Raw genomic sequence first — 14,035 nt, 5'->3', positions numbered from 1 at the left:
AATAAATGGCTGCAAGCATCTAGGCTTGCAGCCATGTATTTCCCGCCCTAATCTAATGCTATGCAATTTATCGATAGCCACTGTCATTTAGACTTCTCAGAATTTGATCTTTCTCGGAAAGAAATACTTCTTCAGGCAAGAAGCGCCGGTGTAAGCGATATTGTCGTGCCTGGTGTTATCGCTGATAGGTGGCAAGACTTATTGAGTCTGATTAAGTCGGATCATAACCTCTACGCTGCGCTTGGTTTACATCCCTGCTTTATGGCAAAGCACACGCAGGCAGATCTTGAACTTTTAGAAACCTTGTTGGCGACTGAACAGGTCTGTGCTGTAGGTGAGATAGGTCTGGACCTTTTTATTCCTGAGGCCAATCTAGATCAACAATTACTCTATTTGAATGAACAATTGGCTTTGGCAAAGAAGTTTAACCTGCCGGTATTGCTGCATGTTCGTAAAGCGCATGACCAGATGTTAAAACAGTTGCGGCTAATTCAGCTAGAGCGAGGTGGTATTGTGCATGCTTTCTCTGGAAGTGAGCAACAAGCAAGACAATATCTGGATTTAGGTTTCAAATTGGGTATTGGTGGAACGGTTACTTATGAGCGGGCGAAGAAGATAAGGCGGTTAGTGTGCGAATTGCCGCTAGAGTCGTTTGTGTTAGAGACGGATGCGCCAGATATGCCTTTGGCTGGATATCAGGGGGAGGTTAATCTTCCAGCTAATGTAGCAAAAGTGGCAGGTGTGATAGCAGAACTTCGTCAAATAGCTCTGGAGGAGGTTGCAGCTATCACTACCCAGCAATCAAAGAACCTATTGCGATTAATATAAACCGCTTTCAATAGTGCCTAGAGCATCCCAAGCGATTTGTGTCTTGTCGTTAACAGGAATCTTAAAGTAGCGGCCTGTGGTTCCAGCAGGTGAACTGGTGTAACTGCCATCGGCAGGGTTTAGAAGCATACGGGTGAGTGATACTGGATAGTTTGGACCTTTGATTGGAGTACCGTAAGCTTTTTCAATAGGCGCAAGCTGCGAACGAGAAGAAACAATCTTTGTCATGTCACGACATTGAGTCGTATTACCTAAGCAGATAAAACGAAACTTCGTATCGATTAGGTAATAGTCCGTTTTAGTTGGTTCGGATTTGCCTAGAGAAAGGGAGTCCATGCTCATGCAGCCGCTCAAGCCCAAACCAGCAATTAAAAGTAATACTGCATTACGCATACTCATATCCTTATTTAGCAAAGGTCTTCAAAAGGGTTACTAACTTCTAAGCTCACAGGGTTGGCATAGCCTGGAAGTTTTATTTGTGAATCAGTGATTTTAAGATCTTCGCCTTGTAGAACGTTGTGGTCGTAGCGATAGATTGGTTTAGCTTCACCAAGAATGGCTGCTTGGTCATAAGCACTGGCGACAGCACGCGTCTGCTCAAGCTTGTTCTGATACTCTTTTAATTGTGCAGCGCTGTAACGCTTTTTAAGCATGTTGTGGACAACATGTGGCGCTAGCACAGGTGCAGATGCGTTGTTCCCGCCAAAGCCTTTAGAATTCAAAAGCACAGAATCCATGCCGTTTACACCCACTTCATGGTGCTGGTTGCTTAGATTCAGGTTACTTTGGTGAACATCATCAGCAAACGCAGGCGTCGTTACGATGCCTGGGACATAGCCGTATTTCCACGTACCTAGAGATGTGCTTAATTGGTCACCGCCAGCTGTACCTTGCGAGTGGCCTAGATAGCATTTAACTGCGGAAACTGTCCAGTTATCAATAGAGAAGGCTTTAGCTGTCTCATTGATAACATGAGATTCGGTTACGCGGTTTTGCGGAGTACTTGTTCCGTGAGCCTGAACAAAACTGCGCTGTTGCAGTGACTCTTCGCCGAGCATTGATCGGATCAAAGAAGCTGACTTAGCTAGAGTGATGTAGTTACCCACGCCTGGAGCTGAGATTGATTTCTTGTGACCGTCGGCGTTAACAAATACTTCTGGCACAGCGCCATAGATTTCGGCGCCTAGTTCAACCGCTAGGTCATCACTCATTAATAATACGAATTGGCTACTTTCACCAATGGTGAATCCACAGTTATTACCAAACGGACGACATGCTTTGCGGTAGTCATCGCTGGTGAGTTCAGCAAGATTGTCTAAAGCCAAAAGGTCCTTATCTTCAGCAAGAGCGCCCATCGCGCGGAAGCCTTCGATAACTTCGGGTGTAATTGGGGCATCGCTGCCGCCAACTAAAACTACTTTGCGACGACCGCTGCGGATATCATTAACGCCACTGCGCAAGTTATATAGGAAGGTTGCACAAGCACCTAAAGCGCCGCCTGTCGTTCCTACATTGCCTAGAATATAAGCATTCACAAAATCGGCCGGCATTTGCGCATAGCCAAGAGGCATCTGTTTTGATGTTGTGCGCTTACCAATCGCTGGGAATTTAGTTAAACCACCAAAACCAAAATCATCTAATTGGCCAATAGAGTTACTCGCATAAACGGCAATCTGGTCTGGTGCAACGTAAGCACTGATGCGTTCAAATGGTATGCCGCTTGAAGAGATCGCATCTGATGCCGCAAAAACAGTCATCTGCAGATTACGTGGGTGATTACGAGATTGGTAGAGTTTGCCTGGTTGGAAGCCGCTAGGCAGTTGACCTGCTGATTGAACAGGTGCTGTTTTACTATCCGGCAAAATTGCTTCTAATTTGCCTGTGACTTCGATTTCAAATTGCCCAGAAGATGTCTCCGTCACTTGCCAATTACTTGGAATGTTTTGCGGCATTTGACGTTTACGTAGCTGGAATTTTAGGGTTTCGTCACCTAAATTGATGCTTGCTGGCTTATTAAACATGACGTTGTTGACGTCAAAGCAGCTACCTTCGATCTGTCGGATCAGAGTGCTATTGAGTAGTTGTTCTTGTAGAGACGCAATAAGTGCCTCTGCAGTGCAAACTTCGCCCTCTTGGTTTAGATATTGGCCTTCAGATGTTGTTGCTAGGCCAGTCAAAATAGCGAGATCGGTTAATGTCTCAGTGCGAGATTTAGAATCCAGCTTATCGATGATTAAACGGCGATAAGCATGGTGAAATGAGGCACGTCCAGCAGGGTTTATACCACCAAAACCAACAATGACAGGAAGCTGGGACAATTGTATCTCCTCAAAGGGCAGTACTACAGATAATCGAAGGTCTCTATCTAACCGCTACACAATAACGTATTTTAATCGGTAGTAGATATAGGCCAAATCTAAAAATTACAATCGTATTATTTTATCGGTGTTTACCCGTACTGACTAGCATCTATGACTTATTTTATTTGTTTTTAGTCAGCCAATATTCAGTCATACTATGGCCGAATTCAGGGAGCGCAAGAATCTTAGGAGATATGCATGAAAAAACTGATTGCTGTAGCAGTTACAGGTGTTCTGCTAACGGGGTGTCAAACACTAGATCCTTATACAGGTGAGCAGAAAGTAGGTAATACTACGAAGGGTGCAGGTATTGGCGCTGTAGCAGGTGCTGTACTTGGTGCTGCTGTTTCTAGTAAAAGTGACCGTGGTAAAGGTGCTTTGACCGGTGCTCTTGTGGGTGGTGCTGTTGGTGGCGGTATCGGCTATTACATGGATCAACAGGAAGCTTTGTTGCGCCAAGAATTAGAAGGTACAGGTGTTCGAGTTGAGCGTATTGGTGATTCTATTCGTTTGATTATGCCTGGCAATATTACATTCGCTGTGGATTCTGATCGTATTGCCGGTAGTTTTTACCCGGTGTTGGACTCAGTAGCTAAGGTATTGGCTAAGTTTGATCAGACTGAGCTGAATGTTGACGGCTTTACAGATAGCTCTGGTTCTTTTGAGTATAACCAGCAACTTTCTGAGCGCCGTGCTGCGCGAGTAGGTGATTACCTTGTGAGTGCAGGTGTTGAGCGGTTACGTATTAATGCGCGTGGTTATGGTGAGCGTTATCCAATTGCAGATAATAAAACCTCTGCAGGTCGTTCACAGAACCGTCGTGTAGAGATCAATATTAGCGGAACGCGTCGCTAAGTATGGATACGGCACTCGAGCTTATAAGGCTCGAGTGCGTCCTTTCTTATCTTTTCTTCACTAGCGAGCGATAGCTAAATCGCCGGGCCTAATGTTGAATGACGCAGCTGCACTGCTGATGTGGCCAGAAGCTGAACCCATTTGGACATCATCAATTACCAATGTTTGTTTTGTATTGGTTAGTTGAGTGGTCGCTTTCATATCTGGCGAGTAATAAGTGGACTTGCGGTAGATGGTAAGTTTATCACCTCGTTTTAACCCCTGTTGTTTACCAGAATTAATCCAAATATTTCGATCTTCAATTTGAGTAATCATGGTTGAGAAAGGCTCGCACAGTAATTCGTTTTGAAGCTCTTCAAGAATGGTTTGCTGGAGCTCTTTAACTTTTTGTCCATAATCCTGCTTGAAAAAACCAGCAGTATTGAAGCCTGTTTTAATTGTACGATCTAGATTCCAGAGACCAGCGGTTTGATAGTGTTTTTGGCTGACAAGATGGCCAGTCATACCATCATGGATAAATAGGTCTATTTCAAAGTTTCTTAAGTGTCTTTTGCTTTTGTAATCCAAGGTGTTGTAAAGGTCGATTAGGAAGTTTTTCTCAGTATGAGTGCGAGGATCCATCATCGACATATCGCGGATAACACCGGAGACAACATAGTTTACATTTAGCTGGCCCGCTGTTTGTTGCATGCTGGAAAGGGCGCCGTCATCCAACTGATTGGTTGGGGCGAATTCTGGTTGTGGATGAAGGTTTAGACGGCCGGCGTTGTGAGCAACAAAAGACTGTTTGTTATTCATCAGTTGTGCAATTTGAGCAGGAAAAACACTGCTCACACTGCCTAAGCCACCTAGGTTGGCTTGTTTAAGTTTTAGTAATGGGAAGGCGGTAACGGCAATTGATTTTGTGTAACTGTTGCTTACGCCGTTGTGGCACCCTTGATCAATCAGTACATCAGCCCGAATACGGATAAATAGAGTATTGCCTACGACCTTCTCATCAATAATCTCTATATTGGATACTTGGCCCAAGGTGCTGATCTGCATATTGTCGATTTCTAGGATGCCATCGCGAACGACTTGGCTGCTAGAAATATAAACAGCGGCTTGCATAGAGGCTTGCTGTGAAGCATCTCGAATTGCTGCTTCTCGAGCAGAGTTTATATCTTTGTTGGCAATAATCGCTTGGCCTTGCGCTTCAACAACAACAGCCTGAACTGAAAGGGGCAATAGAAGCAGGCAGGCTAAGATTAATTTTTGCACTAGATTAAACATATCTCACCGTTGACCGATTACTTACACTATATGTAGATAACTTAAATAAAAGATATTGGAACTGTGGGCATCTTATCTCAGGGCCCATAAAGCTGACAGTATGCAATTACAATATGATTGTAAATCATTGTATAAGGTCGTGTTTTGTATTGCTCCCTATACCTAGATGATTATGTTAGATTGTGGTGCGTAACCTTTGAGTTTGGAAGATCAGGATGAAAAATATTTTACTGCTGTTAGCGATCGGATGTTTAAGTGGTTGTATGCAGCAAACAAATAAAGATGCTGGGCCTGAGTCCGTGCATATTGAAAGTATGAGTCCTGAAGTCGTTGCAGAACTGCATAAGCTAGAAAAGGCGCATATCGCTGAAAAAGAAGCTCTGTTGGAAAAAGAACGTGCGATGTTGCAGCGAGAGGTTGTGCAGGTTGATGTTTCCCCAAATGGTTTGGATCCTCTCAGTGAGGCTGTTCAGCAAATGGCTGTACAGATGACGGCGGGTTTGCAGCAGAACCGTGTTAAAAAATTTCCAATGGCGGTCATTCCATTCACAAACTTACATAATGAGCGCAAAGTTGGGCGCTTTGGTGAACGTTTAGAACAAGCGTTTATTTATCAGTTACAACAACATGGTTATAACTTGATCGATTACCGCGCGGCGGGGTTAACAACATCAACCAAGCAGCCGCTATCGAAACAGAACCTGTCAGGCCTCAGAACACGCTACAAATTGTATTTCTTGGTGACAGGAACTTATGCGCAACATTCTGATGGTATGGTCATAAATGCCCGAGTTATTGATACAACGACTCGACAGGTGTTGGCAACTGGACAGAGCCATGTAAGTAACGCGCGTTTAGAAGGCGGGTTACCAGGGTATAATCCTCTCAAAGCGTTAAATGAAGATTTGATTATCGAAAATGGAAGTGGGCCGGTTAGGTAAATCATCAGATGAAAAAAGCATACACAAATCTTTTTCGTAAATTGGCAGGGCTGCTTTTATTGACGCCAGTTTTACTTCTTCAGGGGTGTGAAACGGCAGTTGAGACAACCATTGATATGGTTGAAGCCTTACCGGATGTTAATTTTCCAACCCGTGTTGAGGAGCCTAAAGAGCCTAATTGGGTGAGAGCGACGGGCTATGCGCCGATTAGCTTGCAACCGGGGAAAAATCGTCAGCATAAAATTTTGATGGCTATGCGCGCTTCTAAATTGAGAGCTTATCAAGAATTGGCGGGTGTTGTGCATGGTCAGTATCTGTTTGGTACAACATCGGTACAGGATATGATTTTGCAAAATGATCAATTCAAAGCTGCTGTTTCCGGAATTGTTAGAGGGGCAAGAGTTGTGAAGACTTATCCGGTGCAAGAAGATACTTACGCAACTACATTAGAAGTGGATCTAAATCAGGTTCAGCGAGCCTGGATTAGCCGCTAATTTTAGTAATAAAAAAGGGAGCAGATGCTCCCTTTTTTATTACCTAACTTTTTAAAGCTAAGCGATCATTTTTGAGTCGCTTCGAATGCTGCCATCTGTTCTGGTGTCGCTTTCTTTTGGTATTTATCTTTCCAAGTGTCGTAAGACTCACCGTATACCAACTCTCGCGCAGCATCGTAATCTACTTCTTGGCCGCGCTTTTCAGCTTCGGCTTTGTACCATTTGCTCAGGCAGTTACGGCAGAAACCCGCCAGAATCATTAGATCAATGTTCTGTACGTCTTTGCGGTTGTCTAAGTGCTCTAGTAGACGACGGAATACAGCCGCTTCGATTTCGTTTTGCGTTTGTTGATCCATGTTTTCCTCACTTTCTCTTAGCGCCTCGATTACCTGAGGCACGGCTCTATTAACGTTCGTGTTGGATGTGTTCATCCAACTGCTGGCAGATCTGATCCTGAAGGGTCTGACATAAGTTAGGATCTGAGACTGGCAAGCCTTGTTCGTCGGTGATGAAGAAGAAGTCTTCTACGCGTTCGCCGACACTCGCGATCTTAGCTTTACGAACAGATAGGTTGTGCTCTGCGAAAATGCCGCCAATCCGTGCAAGTAGACCCGGTCGATCGGGTGTGATCACTTCTAATACGGTCTGTTGAGCAGATGGATCATTGCTTACATAAACTTGTGTAGGTGTAGCAAACAGCTTCATTTGACGCGGAACGCGTCGCTGGATGATGTCCGGGTAGTCATCTGGGTCGTCGAGCTCTTCAATTAAGCGTTGCTTGATCGACTGCAGATGGCTCGGGTTTTCCGACAATGGCGTATTGTCATCTGACAGAACGGTATAAGTGTTAAGGACCTCGCCACTATCTGTCACGATAATGCGCGCATCTTGAATATTGAGATGTAATTGGTCCATTGCTGCTACAGTGGCTGCAAAGAGGTTTTTGATATCTTTGCTGTAGATGAAAATCTCTGTTGCGCCTTCAAATACACGGTGAGATGTTTGGCGAATCAGGATCAGCGGCTCATCTGCTTTTGTATGTTCTAGAATTGCCTTGGTGTGTTCAGCGATGCTTTGGGCGGTCTCTCTAAGGAAATAATCATCTCCTATTGACGACCATAAAGTGTGTATATCGGTTTTCTCTACGCCTTGTCGATCCAATAGAATCTGAGCTTCGTGCTGAATTTGTTCGATACGGTCTTCTTTATTGATTGGGTTCTCTAAGCCGCGACGCAGAGCGCGTTTAGTGTCGGTATAGAGTTTACGCATCAACGTTGCGCGCCAGCTGTTCCACAGCGTGTGGTTGGTAGCATTGATATCGGCGATAGTCAGCACGTAAAGATAATCAAGATGCACAATGTCTCGTACTTGTTGCGCAAATGTGTGGATAACTTCCGGATCTGAAATGTCTTTGCGTTGAGCTGTCATGGACATAAGTAAGTGGTTACGTACGAGCCAAGATACTAAATGGCTGTCCCACTTGCCTAAATGGTGCTCATCGCAGAATTCGAGTACGTCTTCAGCGCCTAGCTCTGAATGATCGCCGCCTCGGCCTTTGGCAATGTCATGGAAAAGACCGGCAATGTATAGCAGTTCGATTTTGGGTAGCTGATTTACAATGCGATGACAAATTGGGAATTCTTCTCGGTAGTCGCGATGTCTGAATTGTCGGCACTTTTGTATCACCTTCATGGTGTGTGCATCAACGGTGTAGATATGGAATAGGTCGTGCTGCATCTGACCAATAATGCGGCCAAATTGAGGTAGGTAACGACCCAAAATTCCGTATCGTGTCATTCGTTTTAATTCGGTGGAGACTCGCTCTGGGGAGCGAAGTAGTTCCATAAAGAGACTGGTATTGCGAATATCCTTACGAAACTCGTCATCAACCTTGTGACGGTTGTCTCGAATTAAGCGAATAGTCGAGGCGCGAACACCTTTAATGGATGGATTTTGTGCTAATAGAACAAACAGCTCCATCAGGGCAAAAGGTTGGTGTTCAAAAGTGTTTTCGTGAGTGACTTCTAAGTAATCGTTGTGAATCTGGAAACGATTGTTTAGAGGGATGATCACTTGCTCTTCATTGCCGCGGAGGATCGCTTCGTCGAAGTGTTGCAGTAGCATGTCGTTGAATTCTGACATGGTCATGGCAATGCGGTAGTACTTGCTCATGAACTGTTCTACGGCAAGCTTGCCTTCTTCATCTTTGTAGCCAAAGAACTCGGCTAGTGTTCGCTGATGATCAAACAATAAACGGTCTTCACGACGGTTACAGAGCATGTGTAGTGCATAACGAACAGACCATAGGTACAACTCGCCTTTATTTAAGATATCTAGCTCTGTTTCAGTTAGAAAGCCATCTTCAACTAGGTCGCGAATATAGGTAGAGCCGAAATGCCTTTTGGATACCCAGCCTATGGTTTGTAAATCGCGCAGGCCGCCAGGTGAATTTTTAAGGTTGGGCTCTAAGTTATACTCAGTGTTGTTGGTCTTCTTGTGGCGTTCTTTTTGCTCTTTTTGCTTGGCTAGGAAGAACTCTTTATCGGTCCAAGCGCCTTCTGATGTCACCCTGTCATACATCTGTGTGTGTAGATCAGGATTGCCTGTCAGTGTGCGAGATTCAATCAGATTGGTGGCGATCGTAATATCGCTTTGTGCTTCTTTGTAGCACTCGCTGAGTGTTCGAACACTGGAACCTATATCTAAATTGATATCCCATAGGGTGGTTAAAAATGCGCTGATTGAATCGTGTAGATCTTCAGCATTAACCTCATCATCCAAGAGGATTAGTAGGTCAATATCTGAATGCGGGTGCAGTTCGCCTCGGCCGTAGCCGCCAACAGCAATAAGCGAGATCTTATCTTCAGGCCAGGGGTATTGAGACCAAGCGACTTGTAAGATGCGATCAATTTCCCACGCACGGCCGTAGATTAGTTTGCGGATATCCTCTCCAGCCTTGAAGCGATCATCAAGGCTGTTTTTTATCGTACACAGCGCCTCTTTGTACAGTGGGATAGGGGAGGTTGTCTCCGCTAACTTGGTTCTAAAATCATCGATGTCGATGATTTCTTCTTCGGCTAGTTGCTGGTGGAGGGTGGTCGACATCTTAGCATTACCCGCTTTGTTTATTTCGCGTAGTGAATGATTTACTGAAGATTCTCATCAGAACGAAGGGTTAGAATCTCGTAACCATCGGCAGTTACTAAAATTGTGTGTTCCCATTGTGCTGATAAGCGACGATCAGCTGTTTCAACAGTCCAACCATCCTTCTTAGATAGTTTAACTTGTCGTTTTCCTGCATTGATCATTGGCTCGATTGTAAAAATCATGCCTTCCTCAAGGATCTCGCCAGTACCTGCTTTACCGTAATGCAGAACTTGAGGTTCTTCGTGGAATTCAGCACCAATGCCGTGGCCGCAGTATTCACGAACCACAGTATAGTGATTTTGTTCTGCATGGGTTTGGATTACGTGGCCGATATCTCCTAGGCGTGCGCCCGGTTTAACCAGTTTGATTCCTTTGTACATGCATTCCAAAGTTATATCGACTAGGCGACGGGCATGAGGTAGTTCCTTGCCCACAAAAAACATTTTGCTGGTGTCGCCGTGATAGCCATCTTTGATTACCGTGATATCAACATTGATGATATCGCTATCTTTCAGTTTTTTGTCATTTGGAATGCCATGGCAAACAACCTGATTAACTGAGGTGCAGATAGATTTTGGGAAACCATGGTAGTTAAGCGGTGCAGGAATGGCTTGTTGCTTATCCACAATGTAGTCGTGACAAATTTGGTTCAGCTCATTTGTGGTGACACCCGGTTTTATATATGGCTCGATCATTTCGAGAACTTCGGCAGCCAAACGGCCTGCAACGCGCATTTTCTCGATCTCTTCAGGTGTTTTAATTTTGATGCTCATAAGCTGTCAATTGTCCTGTGAAACCGCCAGAAGCGGTGTATTAAAGTTTAACTGAAGGGGATTGTAGCAATCCTGCTGCAGGAATAGAAATAGGCTTTATATTATTGGGTGGTTATGGTATAAATCCGCGCTCAATTTGCGTAAGCAAAAATATATATCACACACGTTCCGACACAATGTTCAGGGTGCCTTCGGGTTGGATGTTGGGGATCGTGGAGGTTTAACCCAATTTTAGGAAAATATAATGGCTAAAATTACTATGCGTGACCTGCTTAAAGCAGGCGTTCACTTCGGTCACCAGACTCGTTACTGGAACCCGAAAATGTCTAAATTCATTTTCGGTGCTCGTAACAAGATTCATATCATCAACCTAGAGCACACTCTACCTGCGCTTAACGGTGCACTAGATAGCATCCAGGGTATGGCTTCCAACAAGAATAAAGTTCTTTTCGTTGGTACTAAGCGCGCTGCTAGCAAAATCGTTAAAGAAGAAGCTACTCGTGCAGGTATGCCATACGTAAACCACCGTTGGTTGGGTGGTATGCTGACTAACTACAAAACTATCCGTCAGTCTATCCGTCGCCTACGCGATCTGGAAGGTCAGAGCCAGGATGGTACGTTTGAGAAGCTAACTAAGAAAGAAGCTTTGATGCGTCAGCGTGAAATGGAAAAGCTAGAGCGTTCTATCGGTGGTATCAAAGAGATGGGCGGTCTGCCTGATGCTTTGTTCGTAATCGACGTTGACCACGAGCGTATCGCAGTAAATGAAGCAAATAAACTGGGTATCCCAGTTATCGGTGTCGTTGATACTAACAGCAACCCAGATGGCGTTGATGTTGTTATCCCTGGTAACGATGATGCACTGCGTGCAATCCAGATTTACGTTAAGTCTGCAGCTGATGCTTGCCTAGAAGGTATCGAAGCAACTGCTGGCGACAAAAACGAATTCGTTGAAGTTGAAGAAAAAGCAGCTGAATAATTCTGCTGGGGATACGGCAGCGTATTCTCTTTGACTTTATAGAGGGGGCCTTGCCCCCTTTTTTGGATTTTTTGATTAACCCGCGATTATTTTATAGGGGTATTCGATATGGCGAACATTTCCGCTGCAATGGTTAAGGATCTGCGTGACCGTACTGGTCTAGGCATGATGGAGTGTAAAAAAGCACTTAAAGAAGCTGGTGGCGACATCGAGAAGGCGATTGAAGAGCTACGTAAAGCTTCTGGTATGAAGGCTGCTAAAAAAGCAGGTCGTACTGCAGCTGAAGGTGTTGTGGTTGTTAAAGTTGCAGACGATAACAGCTACGCGGTAGCAGTAGAAGTTAACTCTGAAACTGACTTCGCAGCACGCGATGAAGGCTTCCTTGCTTTTACAAATGTTGTGCTAGAAAAAGCGTTTGCTGATAAAGCGACTGACGTTGAAGCGTTGATGGCTGGTGAACTAACTGATGCACGTGATGCATTGGTTCAAAAAATCGGTGAGAACATCGGTGTGCGTCGCGTATTCCTAGTTGAAGGTGGCGTTGTTGGTGCTTACGTACACAGCAACAACAAAATTGCTGCGCTTGTTCAGCTTGAAGGTGGTAATGAAGAAACAGCTAAAGACATCGCTATGCATGTTACAGCTGTTAACCCTCAGGTTGTTAACAAAGAAGATATGCCTGAAGAAGTTGTTGCGAAAGAAAAAGAAATCATTCTTGCACAGCCAGATATGGCGAGCAAGCCTGCAGAGATTGCAGAAAAAATGGTTACTGGTCGTATCAACAAGTTCTTGGCTGAAAACAGCCTAGTAGAGCAAGCTTTTGTTAAAAACCCAGATCAGAAAGTTGGTCAGGTAGCAAAAGATGCTGGCGCTACTGTATCTGCATTCACTCGTATCGAAGTGGGTGAAGGTATTGAAGTTGAAGAAGTAGACTTCGCTGCAGAAGTTGCTGCTCAGCTTAACGGCTAATAAGCTCTAAAGCTTATGGATTGCGCATCTAACCCATGCGCAATCCCCTCTTTTCTTGCTACACTCTCCTGATCCCAATTTCTGTGGAGATATACGGATGCCAACCACCGAGAAACAATCAAAATATAAACGCATATTGCTGAAGCTTAGCGGCGAAGCCCTAATGGGTGACGAGAGCTTTGGTATAGACTCAAATGTCCTGAATAGAATGGCCCTAGAGATTGGCCAGCTAGTAGGGATTGGTGTTCAAGTCGGTATGGTTATCGGCGGTGGTAATTTGTTTCGTGGCGCAGCGCTAAATGAGGCTGGGTTGGATCGCGTTACTGGCGACCATATGGGTATGCTCGCAACCGTTATGAATGCATTGGCTATGCGTGATGCATTGGAGCGTAGCAATATAAACACTAGAGTAATGTCGGCTATACCAATGAGTGGTGTAGTGGATCATTACGACCGTCGAAATGCGATGCGTTACCTTAACCAAGGTGATGTTGTGATTTTTGCGGCGGGTACAGGTAATCCTTTCTTTACAACGGATTCAGCAGCTTGCCTTCGTGGTATAGAGGTAGAGGCTGATGTTGTACTGAAAGCAACTAAGGTTGATGGTGTATATACAGCAGATCCAGTTAAGGATCCTACAGCGCGCCGTTACCGTCACCTAAGTTATGATGAAGTTTTAGAACAGCAACTTGGTGTTATGGATCTGACCGCGATCTGTTTAACGCGAGATCACAATATGCCAGTGCGTGTATTTAATATGAATAAACCAGGTGCTCTCGCCAACCTTGTAGTAGGTAGCGACGAGGGTACTTTGATCGATTGCAGTGAAACGGTTGGAGAAAAATATGCTGAATGAAATCACTCAGGATGCTGCCGAGCGCATGCAGAAAAGTGTTGATGCCCTAGTAACGAACTTCAAAAAAATTCGTACTGGTCGTGCACATCCGAGCATTCTGGAAGGGATTCAGGTTTCCTATTACGGTTCTGATGTGCCTTTGAGTCAGGTAGCTAATATTTCTGTTGAGGATGGTCGTACGCTATCTATCGTGCCATGGGAAAAGCCAATGGTGCCTGTAATCGAAAAAGCGATTATGACCTCTGATCTAGGTTTGAACCCAGCAACTGCGGGTGAAAATATTCGCGTTCCAATGCCTCCGTTGACTGAGGAAACGCGTAAGGGTTATATCAAACAAGCGCGTCAGGAAGCTGAAGGTGCACGCGTAGCTATTCGTAATATTCGTCGTGATGCAAACGGCGATCTTAAAGATCTTTTGAAAGAAAAAGAGATTACTGAAGATGATCAGCGTCGTGGCGAAGATCAGATTCAGAAAGTTACGGATAAGCATGTTGCAGAAGTAGATAGTCTTCTGGAGCAGAAAGAAAAAGATCTAATGGAAATTTGATCGAAGCAGCGGCG

Annotated in this window: 14 protein-coding genes; 8 read left to right on the top strand and 6 right to left on the bottom strand. The window is 44.7% G+C overall.

The window, feature by feature from the left end:
• Positions 1 to 60: 60 nt before the first annotated feature.
• A complete protein-coding gene (locus ACMXYU_RS14470; protein ID WP_415899228.1) occupies positions 61 to 828 on the top strand; it encodes a TatD family hydrolase in 768 nt (255 codons plus the stop codon).
• Here ACMXYU_RS14470 and ACMXYU_RS14465 read toward each other — a convergent pair.
• Positions 820 to 1,221 carry a hypothetical protein gene (locus tag ACMXYU_RS14465; RefSeq protein WP_415899227.1) on the bottom strand — a complete coding sequence of 134 codons (402 nt, stop codon included), beginning with the start codon at positions 1,219 to 1,221 and terminating at the stop codon, positions 820 to 822. The two genes, ACMXYU_RS14470 and ACMXYU_RS14465, sit on opposite strands and share 9 nt — an antisense overlap.
• A 14-nt stretch (positions 1,222 to 1,235) precedes the next feature.
• Complete coding sequence (locus ACMXYU_RS14460) at positions 1,236 to 3,146, bottom strand: beta-ketoacyl synthase (protein WP_415899226.1); 1,911 nt, start codon at positions 3,144 to 3,146, stop codon at positions 1,236 to 1,238.
• A 240-nt stretch (positions 3,147 to 3,386) separates the two neighbouring features.
• On the opposite strand from ACMXYU_RS14460, the gene ACMXYU_RS14455 reads away from it, so the two are divergent.
• Positions 3,387 to 4,043: an OmpA family protein gene (locus tag ACMXYU_RS14455; protein ID WP_415899225.1), complete on the top strand. Its 657-nt coding sequence runs from the start codon at positions 3,387 to 3,389 to the stop codon at positions 4,041 to 4,043.
• A 60-nt stretch (positions 4,044 to 4,103) separates the two neighbouring features.
• On the opposite strand, the gene ACMXYU_RS14450 is transcribed toward ACMXYU_RS14455, so the two are convergent.
• Positions 4,104 to 5,315: a flagellar assembly protein T N-terminal domain-containing protein gene (locus tag ACMXYU_RS14450; RefSeq protein ID WP_415899224.1), complete on the bottom strand. Its 1,212-nt coding sequence runs from the start codon at positions 5,313 to 5,315 to the stop codon at positions 4,104 to 4,106.
• Between the two features lie 215 nt (positions 5,316 to 5,530).
• Between ACMXYU_RS14450 and ACMXYU_RS14445 the strand changes: the two genes are divergently transcribed.
• Together ACMXYU_RS14445 and ACMXYU_RS14440 are read left to right on the top strand one after the other, a co-directional pair.
• Complete coding sequence (locus ACMXYU_RS14445) at positions 5,531 to 6,256, top strand: FlgO family outer membrane protein (RefSeq protein ID WP_415899223.1); 726 nt, start codon at positions 5,531 to 5,533, stop codon at positions 6,254 to 6,256.
• Between the two features lie 8 nt (positions 6,257 to 6,264).
• Entirely contained in the window at positions 6,265 to 6,750 is a 486-nt protein-coding gene (locus ACMXYU_RS14440; protein WP_415899222.1) for an LPP20 family lipoprotein, read from the top strand.
• Positions 6,751 to 6,815: 65 nt separating this feature from the next.
• Here ACMXYU_RS14440 and ACMXYU_RS14435 read toward each other — a convergent pair whose 3' ends face one another.
• The 3 genes from ACMXYU_RS14435 to map are packed head-to-tail and all read right to left on the bottom strand — an operon-like array spanning position 6,816 to position 10,670.
• Positions 6,816 to 7,106 (bottom strand): DUF1244 domain-containing protein, encoded by a 291-nt coding sequence (locus ACMXYU_RS14435; protein ID WP_415901132.1) that lies wholly within the window; start codon positions 7,104 to 7,106, stop codon positions 6,816 to 6,818.
• Positions 7,107 to 7,155: 49 nt separating this feature from the next.
• A complete protein-coding gene (locus tag ACMXYU_RS14430; protein WP_415899221.1) occupies positions 7,156 to 9,855 on the bottom strand; it encodes a [protein-PII] uridylyltransferase in 2,700 nt (899 codons plus the stop codon).
• A gap of 41 nt (positions 9,856 to 9,896) precedes the next feature.
• On the bottom strand, positions 9,897 to 10,670 hold the full coding sequence (gene map / locus ACMXYU_RS14425; RefSeq protein ID WP_415899220.1) for a type I methionyl aminopeptidase: 774 nt from the start codon (positions 10,668 to 10,670) through the stop codon (positions 9,897 to 9,899).
• 244 nt (positions 10,671 to 10,914) lie between these two features.
• Here map and rpsB point away from each other — a divergent pair, with 244 nt between their 5' ends.
• The 4 genes from rpsB to frr all read left to right on the top strand — a co-directional run bounded on the left by rpsB (position 10,915) and on the right by frr (position 14,021).
• Positions 10,915 to 11,649, top strand: coding sequence for a 30S ribosomal protein S2 (gene rpsB / locus ACMXYU_RS14420; protein WP_415885838.1), 735 nt, complete (start codon positions 10,915 to 10,917; stop codon positions 11,647 to 11,649).
• A 108-nt stretch (positions 11,650 to 11,757) separates the two neighbouring features.
• Positions 11,758 to 12,618, top strand: coding sequence for a translation elongation factor Ts (tsf, locus tag ACMXYU_RS14415; RefSeq protein WP_415885837.1), 861 nt, complete (start codon positions 11,758 to 11,760; stop codon positions 12,616 to 12,618).
• 97 nt (positions 12,619 to 12,715) lie between these two features.
• The gene (gene pyrH, locus ACMXYU_RS14410; RefSeq protein WP_415882452.1) at positions 12,716 to 13,474 is read left to right on the top strand and encodes a UMP kinase; all 759 of its coding nucleotides are present in this window, start codon (positions 12,716 to 12,718) and stop codon (positions 13,472 to 13,474) included.
• The gene (gene frr / locus ACMXYU_RS14405) at positions 13,464 to 14,021 is read left to right on the top strand and encodes a ribosome recycling factor (protein ID WP_415885836.1); all 558 of its coding nucleotides are present in this window, start codon (positions 13,464 to 13,466) and stop codon (positions 14,019 to 14,021) included. Before pyrH ends, frr begins: the two co-directional genes overlap by 11 nt.
• Positions 14,022 to 14,035: the final 14 nt, after the last annotated feature.

Source organism: Neptuniibacter sp. QD48_11 (assembly GCF_047778095.1).
GTDB lineage: Bacteria > Pseudomonadota > Gammaproteobacteria > Pseudomonadales > Balneatricaceae > Neptuniibacter.
The sequence above is the reverse complement of the archived record's forward strand: the minus strand, read 5'-3'. Positions and strand labels throughout refer to the sequence as shown.